Consider the following 17,278-nt stretch of genomic DNA (forward strand, 5'->3'; position numbering starts at 1 on the left):
TCCCCGAGGTCGATTTTCGCCAATATTACAACGGGTCGATGACGGTGCCGCTTCCGCCCTTTCCTCGCCTGATCCCCGAAGGGCCTCAGCCGGGCATAAGGACGAATACCAACGATACGTCAATCAGCCGCCCCGCTAGCGCAGACAAGCCCAAACGCGCGGCAGGTCCAGATGCTCGGCAAACGCGTCGGCCAGCCGGTCGAGCGACGCCTCGCGCAGCGCGTTGTAGTCCTGCACCGCCAGATCGCGTGCGCCCGCCCACGCGAGCAGCGCTTGCAGTGCCTCGGGGGTGTCGAACAGGCCGTGCAGATACGTCCCCATGACCTGATCGTCGGCCGAGCGGGCACCGTCGGCGACCGGGCCTTGCGCATCTTGTGCGCCACCGTCCAGCCAGACCGCAGGACGTGCGAGCGCCGCCCCGCGCGTCACGCCCATGTGAATCTCGTAGCCATTCACCGGCGCGTCGCCGGCGGTGAGACGTCCGGCCACCACGCGCAGTTGCTTCTGCGGCTCCATGGTGGTCTCGATCTCCAGCCAGCCGAGGCCCGAGGTCGTGCCCGCGTCGCCTTCGAGCCCGAGCGGATCGTGAATCGCCGCACCGAGCATCTGCAAGCCGCCGCAGATCCCCAGCACTTTGCCGCCATAGCGCAGATGCCGCGCGATCGCCGTCTCCCAGCCTTGTGCGCGCAACCACGCGAGATCGGCACGCACATGCTTGCTGCCAGGCAGGATCACGAGATCGCTGGCGGGCCACGCCTCGCCCGCGCCGACATAACGGAAATCGACTTGCGGATGCGCACGCAGAGCGTCGAAGTCGGTGTGATTACTGATGCGCGGCAAGGCGGGCACGGCCACACGCAGACGCGTCTCGCCGCTCGCGGCCTTGTGACGCTCGCCGGGCAGCATGTCTTCCCCGTCGAGATGCAGCCCATGCAGGTAAGGCAGCACGCCCAGCACCGGGATGCCCGTCTTCGTCTCCAGCCACTCCAGCCCGCTCGTGAGCAGCGACGGATCGCCGCGAAAGCGATTGATGACGAAGCCCTTGATACGCGCCCGTTCGCTGTCCGACAGACACGCGAGCGTGCCGATCAATTGCGCAAAGACGCCACCCCGGTCGATGTCGGCGACGAGTATCACCGGGGCGTCGACCGCTTCTGCGAAGCCCATGTTCGCGATATCGCGTGCGCGCAGATTCACCTCGGCCGGACTGCCCGCGCCCTCGACCAGCACCGCGTCGTACCCAGCACGCAGACGCTCGTACGCGGCCAGCACCGCCGCCATCGCGCGAGGCTTGTACTCGTGATACGCACGCGCATCGAGATCGGCCACGACCTTGCCGCCGATGATGACCTGTGCGCCCCGGTCGCTGCTCGGCTTGAGCAGCACGGGATTGAAGTCGGTATGCGGTGCAACGCCCGCCGCTTGGGCCTGCAACGCTTGTGCGCGTCCGATCTCGCCGCCGTCGGCCGTCACGGCACTGTTGAGCGCCATGTTCTGTGGCTTGAAGGGGGCGACGCGCACGCCCTCGCGATACAGAAGACGACAAAGACCGGCGACGACCGTGCTCTTGCCTGCGTCCGACGACGTCCCCTGAACCATCAGGGTGCCGCGACGCGGGCCGGCGGGGGCTTCGAATTTGACAGGGATTTCACTCATGACGCGGATTATCGCATCGGGCGCTCGTACAATATCTGCCATGACCGACCTCGCTCCAAACTCCCCCGATCTCACCTTCGTGCTCGGCGGCGCACGCTCCGGCAAGAGTGCGTTTGCCGAACACCTCGCCACGCAGAGCGGCCTGTCCGTGACCTATGTCGCGACGGCTGCCGTAACCGGCGAGCCCGAGATGCAGGCGCGCATTGCGCATCACCGGGCAAGCCGTCCGGCGCATTGGGAAACGGTGGAAGCCGGACGCGAGCTGGCGCGCACACTGCGGGAAGTCGCGCGCGACGGCCATTGCGTGCTCGTCGACTGTCTGCCGCTGTGGCTGGCGGGCTGGCTGTGTCCGCCGGACGATCATCCCGAGGGACCGGCGACGGACGCGCAATGGCAGCGCGTGGTCGACACACTCGCGCAAACGCTGCTGTCGCTGCCCGGCAAGATCGTCGTCGTCAGTAATGAAATCGGTCTGGGTGTGATTCCGATGGGCTCGGTCACGCGGCGTTATGTCGATGAACTGGGACGTCTCAACCAGCGTGTCGCCGCGCTCGCGCCGCACGTGCGTTTCGTCGTCGCCGGGCTGCCCATGGCCCTCAAGGGATAAGAGAAAAAGGAGTCACTCGCCGATGCTCACAGGACTCGCGCCCGAATCGCTCTGGCTCGCCGCTTTGATCGGCGTGTTGCTCGACGCCTGGCTCGGCGAGCCGCGACGCTGGCACCCGCTGGTCGGCTTCGGCTATATCGCCAACGGCGTCGACGCATGGCTCAACGATCCCGACGTCCGCGACAAGCCGTTCAGCGCCATGACGCGTGGCACGTGGGCGTGGTGCATCATGCTCGTGATTCCCGTGCTGATCGCCTGGGCGCTGACGTTCCTGCCCGGCTGGGGCGGCATCGTCTGGCAAGCACTGGCGTTGTACGCGGCGCTCGGTGCCCGCAGTCTGCGCGAACATGTGATGCCCATTGCGCACGCCCTGCGCGACGGCGATCTGACACAGGCCCGCGCCCTCACCGCGCGCATCGTTTCGCGCGACACGGACGACGCTAACGCCTCCGATCTCGCGCGTGCCGCCGTCGAATCCACATTGGAAAACGGCAACGACGCGATCTTCGGCGCGCTCTTCTGGTTTGCGATTGCCGGTGCGCCCGGCGTCGTGCTGTTCCGTCTGGCCAATACGCTCGACGCGATGTGGGGCTATCGCACCGACAAGTTTCTCTACTTCGGCCGACCGGCGGCGCGCATCGACGACATCCTCAACTGGATTCCCGCGCGATTGACCGCCGCGAGCTACGCGATCTTCGGCGATGTGGCGCGTGCCATCGATTGCTGGCGCACGCAGGCGAGCGCGTGGTCGAGCCCCAACGCGGGCCCCGTGATGGCTGCCGGTGCCGGTAGCCTCGGCGTTCAGCTGGGGGGGCCGGCGCGGTATCACGGCGAGTGGGAAGCACGTCCGCCGCTGGGCTGCGGCATGGAACCCTCCGCACAACACATCAAGGCCGCGTGGCGGCTGATCTCCCGTTCCATGTGGATGTGGCTGATCGTCACCGGCGCACTGGCGCTGTTCGCCGCGTCGCAGGCCGATGCCATGCCCACAACACTGCTGTAACTCGCTTTCTGATCGTCATGTCTGCGTCATCCGCTGCACCTGCACCATCATCCTCGGTGCCCATCTCCGATGCCCCGCGCCACGGCGGCAATCTCGGCGAAGCCATCCGCCGGTTTGGGCGTCCGCGCAAAGCCTGGTTGGATCTGTCGACGGGCATCAATCCCGTGGGGTATCCGGTGCCGATGCCACCGCCGCATGCCTGGCGCGATCTCCCCGACGCCTTCGACGACCTGCGCGACGTGGCTGCCCGCTACTACGGCGTGCCGGTCGAAACCGTCGTCCCCTGCGCCGGTTCGCAGGCGGTCATCCGCGCGCTCCCCGCGCTGCTTCGACCGGGACGCGTCGCTGTCGCATCGCTCACCTACAGCGAGTACGCACCGGCGTTCGTGCAGGCCGGACACACGCTCGTGCCGTGGCTCGGACCGGAAGCCGGCTTACCGGATGTCGACCACCTCGTCTGGGTCAACCCCGACAATCCCACCACGCGATCCGTCTCTCGCGAGACGCTCGCCCAATGGCAAGCACAGTTGGCCGCGCGCGGCGGCACGTTGATCGTCGACGAAGCGTTTGCTGATGTTTCCCCCGACACGTCGATGACACCTCACGCCGGCGAAGACGGCCTCGTCATCCTGCGCTCGGTAGGAAAGTTCTTCGGATTGGCAGGCATCCGCGCGGGTTTCGCGTTGTGCCCGGAAGGGCTTGGCAGACGTCTCGCCGAACGACTCGGTGCATGGACGGTTAGCGGTCCGGCAAGGTTCGCAGTACGAACGGCCCTGAACGACACAGCGTGGCAACGTGCGACACGGAAACGTTTGTTGCAGGACGGTGAACGTCTGTTGTCGCTGTTGCGCGACCGGTACTGGCCCACAGTTGGCACACCGCTGTTTGCCTGGACGCCGCATGCGCTCGCGCCGCAATGGCACGCGCAGTTGGCTGAACAGGGGGTATGGACGCGGTTGTTCGATGCGCGTCCGATTGCATCGGTGGATGGCATCCAAACGCTGCCTAGTCTGCGTCTGGGCCTGCCGGCGACCGAAAACGACTGGCAGCGACTGGCGGCGGCACTCACCACACTTGCCAAATGCGTGCCCGTGAGTCCCGGATTCCGTCTTAAATGACGTTTTCGGGAACTGCCGCAGACCGGACTCATCCAATTTTCCCGTTATGCTTCCGAACGGGTGTACGTTGCCCGGGGATACCTGAGGGACTGCTTACGCGGTATTAAATGACGGGTATTCCTGCCGTTTTCGTTACAAATTGAAGCATTTCTGCAACAAATGCACACAGTCATCGCCGAAAGGCGCCGCTAGACTGAAGGTTCTTTCGCAAGGGCTTTCCCAATTAAAAGGACGACCAAATGAAAAAACTGCCGCTGTTGCTCGCCACGCTTCTGACCGCCACTGTTGTGACGGTGGGTTGCTCCAAGAAGGAAGATCAACCGGCCGCTCCGGCAGCCGACACGACCGCGCCGGCACCGGCTGCGGCCAGCGATGCAGGCGGCGGCGCAATGAGCGCCCCGGCATCGGACGCAGGCGCCACGGCCCCCGCTCCGGCATCGAACTAACGCCGTACAGTAGCTCGGCCGTTGCCGTGGACTCCGGACCATCGTGCAATGCGCCGAATTACCGGTTGCCGCCACGTTTCAGTAACGTTTCAGTTGTGCTCCAGTAACGTTCCCGTCACCTCCGGCACCGCGTTAGACATTGCGCCCCCTGAACGCTTCGGCGTCAGGGGGCGCAGTCGTTTTGAGTACGTTGGCGCGGTAGCGCGTTACCGCGTTAGCGCGCTACAGCCACACCGGCGTCGAGCACCCCATAGGCTTGCACCTTGCTAGTGCTCGTTGCATTGGTGCCCGAGCCAGATCCGCCGCCCGGCGCAGCGCACCCTGCGAGCATCGAAACCATCACCAGCGCCGCAGCGCCCACCACTCCGATATTTCGTTTCACGACTTCGACTCCTTCAGTTCTGTCCAGCACGGCCGGCATGTCACCCAATGCATACCGCCGGATGCCACGCATCATTCGACAGCCATTACGTGACATCGGTTCGCTGGACAGCCTTTCAAACGCTTGTCGCCGCGCCCCAACCCGCAGAAAATGGCGAGTCCGTGGCGGGAATGATCTCATTTTTCGACGTTTCCTTTGTTGACGCGTCGTGCGCCCGCCAGCCCTTACACACGCCTCGCCCCCATGTCGCTGACTTCGCTACCCCGCCCGGCCATGCTCACCCGCCTTCGCGTTCAGACGCTTGCCCTTGCCTTCGCTTGCCTCGCAGGTGCGCCCTTGTCCGGCGTGTCCGGCGCGCACGCCGCCGTCTCCGTCAAGGACGACTCCGGCGCGACCGTCACCCTACCCGCCCCGGCACAACGCGTGGTCAGTCTGTCCCCACATGCCACCGAGTTGCTGTTCGCCGCCGGTGCGGGCGACAAGGTCGTGGGCGTGGTGAAGTACTCCGACTATCCGGAGGCGGCACAGCGCCTGCCGCATGTGGGCGACAACAGCGCGCTCGATCTCGAACGCATTCTCGCGCTCAAGCCCGATCTGCTCGTCGTATGGATGCACGGCAACTCGCAGCGTCAGGTCGAGGCATTACGTCAGTTGAAGTTGCCCGTGTTCTATTCGGAGCCGAAGCATCTGACGGATCTGCCGGCGGCCATCGAGACGCTCGGCACGCTGATGGGCACGCCTGCCAAAGCAAAGGAATCCGCCGAGGCTTTCCGCGCGCGCTATGAAGCGTTGCGCAAGCAATACGCATCGCGCGCGCCAGTGCCGGTGTTCTATCAGGTTTGGACGCAGCCGCTCATGACGCTGAACGGCACGCATATGGTGAGCGACGTGATCCGCCTGTGCGGCGGTGTGAATGTCTTCGCGAACGAACCGGCGCTTGTGCCGCGCGTGTCCATCGAAGCAGTGCTGGCCAAAGCGCCGGAAGCGATGTTCACCGCGACGCCCGGGGCCACGAAGTCCGACAAGCCGCTGGCCACGCTCGATAACTGGCGCAAGTGGCCGCAACTCCCGGCCGTCGCGCACAACAATCTGTTCGGCATCGACGGCGACCTCATCAACCGTCCCAGCCCGCGCATTCTCGACGGCGCACGCACGATGTGCGAAGACCTCGATATCGCGCGTTCGCGTCGCGCTGTCGCCGCGAAGTAATGTCGTCGCAAATGACGACACTGCCCGCGATGACGCCTGGCTTCGACGCGCATCGACAACGGTAAAGCGACGACCGCCTAGCCGTTCCAGCGCATCAGTCGCGCCTGACCGTCGTCGGCAATGCGCAGATGGCAGATGCCCCCGAAGTCGAGCGCCCACGACAGGCACGCGGTCGTGGGCAGGCGCAGCGCAGTCGCCGTATGCAGACGGATGGGGCCCGCGTGCGCGACAGCGACATACACCGCATCCCTCGCAGCCTGTTCGTCAACCCCATCACCTAGCAGTCCCCTCGCCCATGCGTCAACACGCACGGCGAGGTCTCGCGCCGACTCGCCACCGGGGGGCGAAAAGCCTGAGACGTCTTTAGCCCACGCATCCAGATCGTGACGATCGATGGCGTCCCACGACTGCATCTCCCACGCCCCGAAATCCATCTCGGCCAGACGCGCATCCTGTGTCACCGGCAGCTCGAGCGACGCGGCCAGGACATCCGCCGCACGGCGTGCGCGTTGCAGGGGACTGCTGTGGATCGCGACCGGCATCCGGCCATCGAGTAACGTAATAAGCCTCGCCTGCATCGACGCCACAGTTGCGTCGAAACGCGAGGCATCGACCGGCAGATCCGTCCGGCCATAGCAGACGTTCGGCGCAACGTCGGGGGGCGGATGACGCATCAGAATCAGATCCATGCGCACACCGTGAGGTAGAGCGCCAGCTCGCCGAGTTGCTGTGCGAAGCCCAGCGTGTCGCCGGTGTAGCCACCGAGACGTCGGCGTAGATAGCGGATGAACGCGGCGCGCAACGCGAGCAGGACCACCACGCCCGTCACGCCCGCACGCCAGTCCGGCCACACCCACCACGGCGCGCTGCAAAGCACGCCGAACATCAGTCCGCCCAGACTCAGCCGTTGCGCCACCGGCTTCGCCTTGCCTTCAGGGCGTACGTAATCGAGCGTGCGCAGCAAACTGATCGCCATGCTGCGACTCGCCGCGTGCGCACCGATCAACACCACGGCAAAGCCGCCCCACCCCATCGACGCCTGAATATCGACGAGCGCCTGCCACTTGATCGCCAGCGCCAGCCACAGCGCGATAGCACCGTAAGTCCCGATGCGCGAGTCGTGCATGATCTCCAGCACGCGCTCACGTTCGAACGCCCCACCGAAAGCGTCGACGGAATCGGCCAGCCCGTCTTCGTGAAAGGCCCCCGTGAGCAACACGCTCACGCCAAGCCCCAGCGCAATGGCGAGATGCGGCGACCAGAGGTGTCCCATCGCCACCGTCAGCAACGCCACCAGCGCGCCGACGAACACGCCGACGAGTGGGAAATACCGCGTCGCGGCGTTCAGCTGTTCAGGCGAGTAACCCACCCACTGCGGAATCGGCACTCGTGTGAAGAAGCCGAGCGCGGTCAGGAACAGACGCAACTGCCCCCGGAATCCGCCGAACGAGACCGGCGCGCGATCCTGCACCACGGGCACGCGCGTCGGCGGGATGGTGTCGTCGGAAGGATCTGGGGCGGAGGTCGTCATTCGTTAGTCGTCTCGTCCTTAGTCGATGTCAATTGTTGTCATTCACGGTCGCTGACACCCGCGCCTTCGAACGTCGCCATCTCGCGCAGGAACGCCGCAGCCGCCTGAATCAGCGGCATGGCGAGCGCTGCGCCCGTGCCTTCGCCCAGACGCAGTCCCAGTTGCAGCAGCGGTTCTGCGCCGAGCGCGTCGAGCATGGCGCGATGCCCGGTTTCGTCCGACGCGTGCGCGAACACGCAGTAGTCGAGCACCGCAGGCGCGACGCGCGCCGCGACCAGCAGCGCCGACGTGCTGATGAAGCCGTCCACCACGATCACGAGGCCGAGCTTCGCCGCGGCGAGATACGCGCCGGTCATCATCGCGATCTCGAAGCCGCCGAAGGTCGCGAGCGTGTCCAGCGGGTCGGGCGTCTCGCCCGTCGCCGGGTGCGCCGTCAGCGCGCGTTCGAGTACGGCCGTCTTGCGGGCGAGTCCGGCGTCGTCGACACCTGTGCCACGGCCAACGCAGTCGGCAAGCGGCAACCCCGTCAGACGCTGCATCAGGCAGGCTGCGGCCGACGTGTTGCCGATGCCCATCTCACCGAAACCGATCATGCGCGTGCCGCGCGACGCATGCGCCACCACACGCGCGGCCCCGGCAGCAATCGCCGTCTCCAGTTGCTCGCGCGTCATGGCAGGCATGTCGACGAAGTTCTGCGTACCGCGTGCGACGGGAATGTCCACGAGCGATGCATGGGCCGGAAAGTCCGCCGCCACGCCCGCGTTGATCACTTCCATCTCGATGCCGCCCGCGCGACAGAAGACATTGATGGCTGCGCCACCGCGCAGGAAGTTGAGCACCATCTGCGCCGTCACGGCCTGCGGATAGGGACTCACACCCGAGGCCACGACACCGTGATCGCCCGCGAACACCAGCATCGCGGGACGCGTGAGTTCCGGCGTCGCGCTCTGCTGAATGCGGCCGATCCGGAGCGCCACGCGCTCCAGTGCGCCGAGGCTGCCGGGCGGCTTCGTCTTGATGTCGATGGCATGCTGGAGCGCGGCATCCATGGCCGTGGACGGCACGGTGATGTCGAAGAGTTCTGCCAGCAGCGGGCTGAATGCGGTCATACGGGAACGTCCTGAAACGATGAGCGATAAGACTGAAATTACATTTCGACGCCGGGCTGCGCGCGGATGCCGTCGGCAAACGCGTGCTTCACGGGCGTCATGTCGGTCACGGTGTTGGCCGCGTCGATGAGCGCCTGCGGTGCGCCACGGCCGGTGATGACCACGTGCTGCATCTCGGGGCGTGCCTGCAAGTCCGCGATCACGGTGTTGACGTCGAGATAGCCGAGCTTGAGCGCGATGTTCAGTTCGTCGAACAAGACCAGACCGAAGGACGCATCCTGCAACATACGACGTGCCTGCTCCCACGCCGCTTCGGCCTTGGCGATATCGCGCGCGCGGTCCTGCGTCTCCCACGTGTAGCCTTCGCCCATCACGTGGAATTCGCACTCCTCGGGGAAGCGGCGCAGGAATTTCTCCTCGCCCGTGGGAATCGCGCCTTTGATGAACTGCACGACGCCCGTCTTCATGCCGTGCCCCATCGCGCGCACGACCATGCCGAAGCCCGAGCTGGATTTGCCCTTGCCGTTGCCGGTCGTAATGACGATCACACCGCAGTCGCGCTGCGCTTTCTCGATCTTCTCGTCGACGACCGCCTTCTTGCGCACCATGCGTGCGCGATGGCGTTCGTTGCGGCCATCATCGGCATCGACGGCATCAGCAGTATCGGTGGTGAGGGAGTCGGAGTTCGGCGTTTCCTGAGTCATGGACGGCACCTGTCAATCAAGTCGAATACGGAAAAAACGGCATGCATGCGACGCTCAAACGCGCACGCGGAAAAAAGGGGACGCACACCGGCGACGTCAATCATGTGCGCCGCACCGGCACCAGCGCCTCGTCGTCGCCATCGCGAATCAGGCGCAGCGGATAGCCGAACGCGTCGCTGCAATGCGCTGCCGAGAGCACTTCCCGTACCGGACCGGCGCGCCAGCCGCCACGGCCGTCGAGCAACAGGGCATGCGTGGCGAAGCGTCGGGCGAGGTTGAGATCGTGACATGAAAAGACGACCGCACAATCGTCGCGCTGCGCGTGGCGGGCGAGGAGTTCGAGCGCGTCGATCTGATGATGCAGATCGAGATGCGAAACGGGTTCGTCGAGCAGCAGCAACGGCGTGGCTTGCGCAATCACCGCTGCCAGTGAGACACGCTGTCGCTCGCCGCCCGAGAGCGTGGTGACGTCGCGCGACGCGAAGTCTTCCAACCCGACCTGCGCGAGCGCGGCGATGGCCAGCGCAACGTCGTCGTCGGACTCCCATGCGCCCCAGCGACCTTGCGCGAGATAAGGATGACGCCCCGCCAGCACGACCTCCAGCGCGGTTGCGCCGAACGCGTCGCGGCTCTGCTGCGGCATGAGCGCACGCACCTTCGCCAACGGGCCGGGACGCCACTGTGGGAGCGGCTTGCCTGCGATCTCCACACGTCCGCTCGCGGTGATGCTCGCGTCGCGCTGCGGCTTGTCGTCAAGGGGACGCAGACCTGCGAGCGTGCCGAGTAGCGTCGTCTTGCCCGCACCGTTCGGTCCGGCCAGACACCAGCACTCACCCGGCGCAATCGACACATCGAGCCAGTCCACGAGCACACGCTCGCCCGCACGCAAGGTGAGCGCGTGGGTTTGCAGCAGCGGTGCGTTCACGCTCGGATGTGTGTTCGGAAGGGATGTCATCGGATCACCCGTCGCGAGAGCAGCCACAGGAACACGGGCACGCCGAGCATCGCCGTGATGACGCCGACCGGCAGTTGCGTCGGCGCGATCACCGTGCGCGCCACCAGATCGGCGAGCATCAGCAACGCCCCGCCGCCAAGGGCGGCGGCAGGCATCAACATGCGCTGGTCGTTGCCGAAACGCAGACGCAGAATGTGCGGCACCACGAGCCCGATGAAGCCGATGCTGCCGGCCGTCGTCACGGCGACCGCCGTCGCAAGCGACGCCGCCAGATAAATACGCGCCCGCAACGGGCCGACGGCGACACCGACGGCCTGCGCCACGGCCTCGCCGCGCAGCAGCACGTTCAGCCGATGGGCGACCGGGCACACGATGAGCAAGGTCACGGCGAGTGCGATCAGCGGGAGCGACGCGCGATCCACGCCATTCAGATCACCCGTCAGCCAGAACAGCATGCCGCGCAGACTCGCGTCGGGCGCAAGCGTGAGAATCAGGGTGGAAAGTGCGCCGAAACCGGCGGCCATCATCACGCCGGTGAGCAACAGTTTGGTGCTGCTGTCCTGATCGCCGGGCCGCAGAAAGCTGCGGTGCGAGAGGCCCATCACGATGGCGATGGCGATGAGCGCCCCGAGAAAAGCGCTCGTCTGCACCCAGAAAAACGGCAGCATTAGCGCCAGCGACGCAAGCGCCGCAACGCCCGCGCCACCGGAGATGCCGAGCACGTACGGATCGGCGAGCGGGTTACGCAGCAGCGTCTGCATCAGCGTGCCCGCTACCGCCAGCAAGCCGCCGCAGGCAAACGCGGCGAGCGCACGCGGCAGACGCAGTCGCCAGACCACGTCGCCAGCGAGACCGGCGTCGTGACCGAGCGCGAGCGCACCGATCTCACGCAATGAAACCGGCACGCTCCCGAGCATGAGCGACGCGACGAGTACGGCCAGCGCAATGCCGGCCAGTCCCGTCCAGATGGCGAGGGCGCGACGCAGCGTCATGCGGCGTCACGTCCCGCCGGGACGCCGTCAGAACTGCTTCCAGCCAAGCGAGACGTAAATTGCACGTCCGAGGGTGTTGTAGCCATAGACCGTCTGGTAGTTCTTGTTGAAGACGTTATCCAGATGCGCCGAGACGTACCAGGATTTGTCGATATCGTAGCGTGCCTGCAAGTTCACGAGCGTGTAAGCGCCGAGATGCTGGCCGCCCGTATCGTAACGCTCGCCACTGTAATAGACATCGCCACCGACCGAGTACTTGCCGAGGAATTTCTGCGTCACGCCGAACGACGCGTATTGCTTGGCACGGCGCGCGAGCACCTTGTTGGCATCGAGATCGGTCGGATTCTGACGCGTGAACGACGCGCGAACGTCCGTGCCCGTCCACTGAATCTTGCCCTGATACGTCAGTTCAAGCCCTTCGACGCGCGCGTTCGCCACGTTCGCGGCCGTATACGGGAATACGGTCAGCGACTGGATCAGGTTCGTGTAGCTCGTGCGGAACAGCGCAAGCTTCGCGAGACCGAAGGTCGGGTCGTAGAACTGGACGGCCAGCTCCTTCGAGATCGAACGCTCCGGTTGCAGATTCGGATTGCCGTAGCCCGGGTAGAACAGTTCGTTGAAGGTCGGTGCGCGGAACCCGTCCGACGCGTTGGCCATCAGCTTCCACTGCTCGGTCAGCTTGTAGCCGTAACCGACCCAGTAGCTGTTCGCACCGCCGAAGTCCGAATAGATGTCGCGACGCACGGTGGCCTGCACTTCGTGCTTCTGCGCGAACACACCTTCATAGCCGACGTAGAACGAGTCGAGATGGCGGTTGTTGTGGTTGTAGGTCGTGTTGCCTTCGACCGTCTGTTCCTGACGCGTGTAACCCGCGATCAGCTTGTGATCCGGCATGAAGGCGTATTCGTTGGCCCAGTCGATCTGATTGTTCGACGTATGGAAGTTGCCGTTGCCCTTGCCGTTCAGATAGTTGTAGCTGTAATCGTCGCCCTGCGTGACGGTGAAGCGCGTGTTCCACTTGTCGGTGATGTTGCCCTTGGCGTAAGCCGAGATCTGGCGCACGCGTGCGTCGGTGTCGTTCAGGTCGGAGGGCTTGCCGAAGGCGTTGTCGTAACTGCTGCTGCCGTCGCTCTGGAACAGGCGCGCACCGACTTCCCACGTATCACCGAACTTGCGCGAGAGCGAGGCCGTCACGCTGGTGTTGTCGTCGCCGTTACGGTTCGGGTTGACCTTCGGTGCGAAGCGCGGGTCCTGCGCCGAAATGCCGTTGGTATGAAAGCGCGATACATCCAGCGAGAAGCGCGTCTTGCCGTCTTCGAACGACCCGGCGATACCGGCGTTAGCTTGCGTGGTGTTGTTCGTGCCATAGCCGATTTCGGCGTAGGCCTTGGGCGGACCGCCGTCGCCCTTTCGCGTGAAGATCTGGATCACGCCGCCGACGGCTTGCGAGCCGTACAGGGCCGACACGTTGCCGCGCACGATTTCGATGTGGTCGATTTGCGACACCGGAATCTGGGCGATGTTGGCCACACCGGTCGTGGCCGAATTGACGGGCACACCGTCGATCAGCACCAGCGACGAGTTCGAGTTCGCACCACGCATGAAGATGCTGGCCGTCGTGCCGAAGCCGCCGGTCTGCGTAATTTCCACCCCGGCCTGACCGCGCAGCAGCGACGGCAGGTCCTGCGCCTGGCTGTCCTCGATTTGCTGGCGCGTGATGACCGAGGTGGAGGCAAGCGTGTCTGCGAGCTTCTGCTCGGTGCGCGAGGCTGTCACGACGGTCGTGTTGAGCGACGCGTCGCTCGACTGCGCGTGTGCGCCGAGGCTTGCGGCCAGCAAGGCGGCCGCCATCGCGAGACGGTGCGGAGCGAGGGCAAAGGTAGCGGGTGCAGCAGCAGGTGCGAGACGTGCAAAAACAGGCGCGTGCGGCGCCATCGCGCGAACGTGGGTGCGCATGGTCAGGTGTGACTTCCGTAGTTTTCTTATAGCCTTGACCCGTTCCCCCGCGGGCCGCCGGCGCAAGGGGAGCGCCGGTGACACGTCACGGATGCGGAGCATCGACACATGAAAACGACGTCAGGCCGCCTACGGCTCGGGGCCGGGCGGCATGGATAATTCCCCACTCACTTGGGCCGGTATCCGGGCTGGTCATCGTGGCGCCTGACCGGCCTTCCCGCATGCGGATAGCACACAGTGGCAATGGAGGCGAGGCGCGTTTTCGGAAACCTTTCGGGCCGAAAGAATGACTTACCGTTGCGGGGGCAGCACAGGTTGGCCAGCCCGTGTGGGGACGCGGCTCCCTGTTTCCCGTTTAACTGCGCATGCCGGGGGGCGTGCGCGAGCACCGAAGTGCCGCAAGTGTAGGGGCCATTGGAACGAGCGTCAATGCTCGTTCGTCGGGCACTGGCCGCCGATTCCGTTAGAATGTAGGGCAATCAAGAGGACGCAGCCCGATGCTCACCGATCTCGACAATCTCACCGACAAAATGGAACAGCTGGTTGTTATCAGCCAGCGTTTTCACCAACACAATCAAGCGCTGCTCGCGGAACTCGACCGCGCGCGTGCCGAATGCGACGAAACCCGCGCTGCCATTGAGCAATTGCGCACGGAGCGCGACGCCTTGCGTCTGCAACGCGATCAGCTTGCTGCCAAGATCGACGAGGCACAGGTTCGCCTGAACGCCATCCTTGAAAAGCTTCCCACGCAGAACCCCGCTGAGGGTCAGATGGATCTGCTCGGTGCCCCCGGTGGAGAAAACGCATGACGATCAAGCAGCTTGAAGTGCATATCCTGGAACAGTCTTACCGACTCGCCTGCCCGCCGGAACACGAAGCCGACCTGCTCGCTTCGGTGTCGCGCGTGGATGCCGAAATGAGCAAGGTCCGCGCGCAAAGCAGCGTGCGCGGCACCGACCGGATTGCCGTCATGGCAGCGTTGAGCCTGGCATCCGAATTGCTTGCACTGGAAAAAAGTATTGCTGCTGGACAAGCATTCCCCGCCGAAGAAATTCAGCGTAGAATGCAGCTCATGGACGAACGACTGAGCGCAGTGATCGATCAGTATCAGAACTGAAAGACACCCGCAGACGTCCGGTCCGAAAGGTTAGTTTTCCCTGCCTGGTTCGCGAAAGTCATAGATTCCTTGAACCAATGATCTGTTGCAGGTTGCGGAAGTTTGTAGTGCTGGCGTGAGCGTCACTCTGTCTGATGAACCCAAAGCGCTACTAACCGCGACCACCTTGAACCTTCGGTTCAGGATGCCGGCTTAGCGGCTGAGGCGGGGACCCAATGCACGGCACTGCGTGATTCACGCAGTGCCGTTTTTTTCGTCTGACGATTCCATCCGACGATGTTTGTGCGCAAAAGAAAAGGCGACCCGCAGGTCGCCTTTCTTTTTTCGCTCAATGCCGTGCGTCAGAACTGTGCGTCGTTCAGCGACAAGGCAGAGTCAGCGCCTTCGGTGATCGACTGCGCCAGACCCGGCGCCTGCGTCAGGATATGGTCCGCGAAGAAGCGTGCAGTGCCGATCTTCGCATCGAAGAACGACGGATCCTGATCGCGCAGCTTCTGCGCGGCCAGCAACGCACGTCCCATCTGCCAACCGCCCAGCACGATGCCCGCGAGCTTCAGATACGGCACGCTGCCAGCAAACACCGCGTTAGCGTTGTCCTGCGTGTTCGCCACGACATAGTCGACCACGATCGACAGCGCTTCACGGCCCTTGGCAAGACGCTCCGCTACCGACGCGGCGACGCCACCTGCGGCGCGCAGTTCGTTCTCCGTCGCTTCGACCATCTCGCACAGCGTGCGCGCCACTGCGCCACCATCGCGCAGCGTCTTGCGGCCGATCAGGTCGTTCGCCTGAATGGCGGTCGTGCCTTCGTAGATCGGCAGAATACGCGCATCGCGATAGTACTGCGCCGCACCGGTTTCTTCGATGAAGCCCATGCCGCCATGCACCTGCACACCGAGGCTCGTGACCTCCAGCGACATCTCCGTGCTCCAGCCCTTCACAATCGGCACGAGGAATTCGTAGATCGCCTGCGCGCGTTTGCGCTCGGCGGCGTCAGCGGCATGATGACCGATGTCGGCTTGTGCAGCTGCCACATAAGCGAGCGTGCGAGCGCCTTCGGTCAGCGCGCGCATCGTCATGAGCATGCGTTTGACGTCGGGGTGATGAATGATCGTCACGGCGTCGCGCGACGAGCCATCCACTGGACGGCTTTGCAGACGATCCCGCGCATACGCTACCGCATGCTGATAGGCACGCTCAGCGACCGCCACGCCCTGCATACCGACGGCAAAACGCGCGGCGTTCATCATGATGAACATGTACTCGAGACCGCGGTTTTCTTCGCCCACGAGATAGCCCGTCGCGCCACCGTTGTCACCGAATTGCAGCACGGCCGTGGGGCTCGCCTTGATGCCGAGTTTGTGCTCGATGGACACGCAGTGCACGTCATTACGCGCACCGAGCTTGCCCTCGGCGTCGACGTTGAACTTCGGCACGATGAACAGCGAGATGCCCTTCACGCCCGGGGGCGCATCGGGCGTGCGCGCGAGCACGAGATGGACGATGTTCTGCGCCATGTCGTGTTCGCCGAACGTGATGAAAATCTTCGTACCGAAGATGCGATACGTGCCATCCCCTTCACGCTCTGCGCGCGTGCGCACCATCGCGAGGTCCGAACCGGCTTGCGGCTCGGTCAGGTTCATCGTGCCGGTCCACTCGCCCGAGAGCAGCTTCGGGACGTAGAGGGCACGCTGTGCGTCGGTACCGGCGGTGAGCAGCGCTTCGACGGCACCGTCGGTCAGCAACGGGCACAGGGCGAACGACAGGTTCGCGGCATTGAGCATTTCCGTGCACGGCGTGGCGACGAGCTTGGGCAGCCCCTGACCACCGAACTCCTGCGGATGCAGCACGCCTTGCCAACCGGCCTCGGAGAACTGACGAAAGGCTTCCTTGAAGCCCGGCGTGGTCGTGACGACGCCGTCCTTCCACGTACTCGGCTGCTGATCGCCGATCACGTTCAGCGGTGCGAGCACTTCCTGATTGAAGCGGGCCGCTTCTTCGAGCACGGCCTGTGCGAGTTCGGGCGAGGCTTCCTCATAACCCGGCAGCGCAGCGATGCGGTTCAGGTCCGCCAGTTCGTTCATTACGAACTGCATGTCCTTGATCGGGGCCTGATAACTCATGTCGTTCCTCCAAGGGATTCCGATTGCCTTCGGATGGTGGCGAATACCGGGATGCTTATCGTTATGTTTGTTATGTTCGTTCTGCTGATGCTGCGGGTGCTGCTCGACCGATTCGCATGAAGACGCACAGCGTTGCGCGCCTCCTCATGCGAATCGGCTGCGAGAGAAGACTCTCGCAGCCGCACGACTTCACTTCGGTACTACGCCAGGCGCCTTACAGCGCGCCCGTCAGTTCCGGCACGACGGTGAACAGATCGCCCACCAGACCGTAATCCGCCACCGAGAAGATCGGCGCTTCCGGATCCTTGTTGATCGCCACGATCACCTTCGAATCCTTCATCCCTGCCAGGTGCTGGATCGCACCCGAGAT

The 17,278-nt window shown here is 64.5% G+C and carries 17 protein-coding genes, 1 other RNA gene, 1 pseudogene and 1 riboswitch; of the genes and pseudogenes, 8 read left to right on the forward strand and 11 right to left on the reverse strand.

What is annotated here, in order from left to right:
* Positions 1 to 135: 135 nt before the first annotated feature.
* Complete coding sequence (locus PAQ31011_RS20170; protein WP_150577490.1) at positions 136 to 1,656, reverse strand: cobyric acid synthase; 1,521 nt, start codon at positions 1,654 to 1,656, stop codon at positions 136 to 138.
* A 40-nt stretch (positions 1,657 to 1,696) separates the two neighbouring features.
* Here PAQ31011_RS20170 and cobU point away from each other — a divergent pair, with 40 nt between their 5' ends.
* The 4 genes from cobU (at position 1,697) to PAQ31011_RS20190 (ending at position 4,830) form a co-directional block, all read left to right on the forward strand.
* Entirely contained in the window at positions 1,697 to 2,263 is a 567-nt protein-coding gene (gene cobU, locus PAQ31011_RS20175; protein ID WP_150577491.1) for a bifunctional adenosylcobinamide kinase/adenosylcobinamide-phosphate guanylyltransferase, read from the forward strand.
* Between the two features lie 22 nt (positions 2,264 to 2,285).
* Complete coding sequence (gene cbiB, locus PAQ31011_RS20180; RefSeq protein ID WP_150577492.1) at positions 2,286 to 3,266, forward strand: adenosylcobinamide-phosphate synthase CbiB; 981 nt, start codon at positions 2,286 to 2,288, stop codon at positions 3,264 to 3,266.
* A 62-nt stretch (positions 3,267 to 3,328) separates the two neighbouring features.
* Positions 3,329 to 4,384 carry a threonine-phosphate decarboxylase CobD gene (gene cobD, locus PAQ31011_RS20185; protein ID WP_150577526.1) on the forward strand — a complete coding sequence of 352 codons (1,056 nt, stop codon included), beginning with the start codon at positions 3,329 to 3,331 and terminating at the stop codon, positions 4,382 to 4,384.
* A gap of 239 nt (positions 4,385 to 4,623) precedes the next feature.
* Positions 4,624 to 4,830, forward strand: coding sequence for a hypothetical protein (locus PAQ31011_RS20190; RefSeq protein WP_150577493.1), 207 nt, complete (start codon positions 4,624 to 4,626; stop codon positions 4,828 to 4,830).
* Between the two features lie 214 nt (positions 4,831 to 5,044).
* Here the strand turns inward: PAQ31011_RS20190 and PAQ31011_RS26490 are convergent, their stop codons facing one another.
* Positions 5,045 to 5,212, reverse strand: coding sequence for a hypothetical protein (locus PAQ31011_RS26490; RefSeq protein ID WP_174990211.1), 168 nt, complete (start codon positions 5,210 to 5,212; stop codon positions 5,045 to 5,047).
* A 273-nt stretch (positions 5,213 to 5,485) separates the two neighbouring features.
* On the opposite strand from PAQ31011_RS26490, the gene PAQ31011_RS20195 reads away from it, so the two are divergent.
* Positions 5,486 to 6,421, forward strand: a complete 936-nt coding sequence (locus tag PAQ31011_RS20195; RefSeq protein WP_150577527.1) for a cobalamin-binding protein — start codon at positions 5,486 to 5,488, stop codon at positions 6,419 to 6,421.
* Between the two features lie 77 nt (positions 6,422 to 6,498).
* Here PAQ31011_RS20195 and cobC read toward each other — a convergent pair whose 3' ends face one another.
* From cobC to PAQ31011_RS20230, 7 genes are all read right to left on the reverse strand, one after another.
* Positions 6,499 to 7,110 (reverse strand): alpha-ribazole phosphatase family protein, encoded by a 612-nt coding sequence (gene cobC / locus PAQ31011_RS20200; RefSeq protein ID WP_150577494.1) that lies wholly within the window; start codon positions 7,108 to 7,110, stop codon positions 6,499 to 6,501.
* The gene (locus PAQ31011_RS20205; protein WP_246179687.1) at positions 7,101 to 7,952 is read right to left on the reverse strand and encodes an adenosylcobinamide-GDP ribazoletransferase; all 852 of its coding nucleotides are present in this window, start codon (positions 7,950 to 7,952) and stop codon (positions 7,101 to 7,103) included. Before PAQ31011_RS20205 ends, cobC begins: the two co-directional genes overlap by 10 nt.
* 38 nt (positions 7,953 to 7,990) lie before the next feature.
* On the reverse strand, positions 7,991 to 9,061 hold the full coding sequence (gene cobT / locus PAQ31011_RS20210) for a nicotinate-nucleotide--dimethylbenzimidazole phosphoribosyltransferase (RefSeq protein WP_150577495.1): 1,071 nt from the start codon (positions 9,059 to 9,061) through the stop codon (positions 7,991 to 7,993).
* A gap of 38 nt (positions 9,062 to 9,099) precedes the next feature.
* Positions 9,100 to 9,765 (reverse strand): cob(I)yrinic acid a,c-diamide adenosyltransferase, encoded by a 666-nt coding sequence (gene cobO / locus PAQ31011_RS20215; protein WP_150577496.1) that lies wholly within the window; start codon positions 9,763 to 9,765, stop codon positions 9,100 to 9,102.
* A gap of 100 nt (positions 9,766 to 9,865) precedes the next feature.
* Entirely contained in the window at positions 9,866 to 10,720 is an 855-nt protein-coding gene (locus PAQ31011_RS20220) for an ABC transporter ATP-binding protein (RefSeq protein ID WP_150577497.1), read from the reverse strand.
* Positions 10,717 to 11,712, reverse strand: a complete 996-nt coding sequence (locus PAQ31011_RS20225) for a FecCD family ABC transporter permease (RefSeq protein WP_150577498.1) — start codon at positions 11,710 to 11,712, stop codon at positions 10,717 to 10,719. The genes PAQ31011_RS20220 and PAQ31011_RS20225 overlap by 4 nt, the downstream gene beginning before the upstream one ends.
* 27 nt (positions 11,713 to 11,739) lie before the next feature.
* Positions 11,740 to 13,668, reverse strand: a complete 1,929-nt coding sequence (locus PAQ31011_RS20230) for a TonB-dependent receptor plug domain-containing protein (protein WP_150577499.1) — start codon at positions 13,666 to 13,668, stop codon at positions 11,740 to 11,742.
* Positions 13,669 to 13,825: 157 nt separating this feature from the next.
* Positions 13,826 to 14,076, reverse strand: a riboswitch (cobalamin riboswitch).
* Positions 14,077 to 14,165: 89 nt separating this feature from the next.
* Here PAQ31011_RS20230 and PAQ31011_RS20235 point away from each other — a divergent pair.
* From PAQ31011_RS20235 to ssrS, 3 genes are all read left to right on the forward strand, one after another.
* Positions 14,166 to 14,477: a hypothetical protein gene (locus tag PAQ31011_RS20235; protein ID WP_039400036.1), complete on the forward strand. Its 312-nt coding sequence runs from the start codon at positions 14,166 to 14,168 to the stop codon at positions 14,475 to 14,477.
* A complete protein-coding gene (locus PAQ31011_RS20240; protein ID WP_039400039.1) occupies positions 14,474 to 14,785 on the forward strand; it encodes a cell division protein ZapA in 312 nt (103 codons plus the stop codon). The genes PAQ31011_RS20235 and PAQ31011_RS20240 overlap by 4 nt, the downstream gene beginning before the upstream one ends.
* 34 nt (positions 14,786 to 14,819) lie before the next feature.
* Positions 14,820 to 15,000: non-coding RNA, 6S RNA (gene ssrS / locus PAQ31011_RS20245), on the forward strand.
* Positions 15,001 to 15,126: 126 nt separating this feature from the next.
* Here ssrS and PAQ31011_RS20250 read toward each other — a convergent pair.
* Both PAQ31011_RS20250 and PAQ31011_RS20255 read right to left on the reverse strand, forming a co-directional pair.
* Positions 15,127 to 16,908, reverse strand: a complete 1,782-nt coding sequence (locus PAQ31011_RS20250) for an acyl-CoA dehydrogenase (RefSeq protein ID WP_150577500.1) — start codon at positions 16,906 to 16,908, stop codon at positions 15,127 to 15,129.
* A gap of 214 nt (positions 16,909 to 17,122) precedes the next feature.
* Positions 17,123 to 17,278, reverse strand: a pseudogene (locus tag PAQ31011_RS20255) (electron transfer flavoprotein subunit alpha/FixB family protein); the annotation flags it as partial.

It is taken from the genome of Pandoraea aquatica, assembly GCF_902459565.1.
Taxonomy (GTDB): Bacteria; Pseudomonadota; Gammaproteobacteria; order Burkholderiales; family Burkholderiaceae; genus Pandoraea; species Pandoraea aquatica.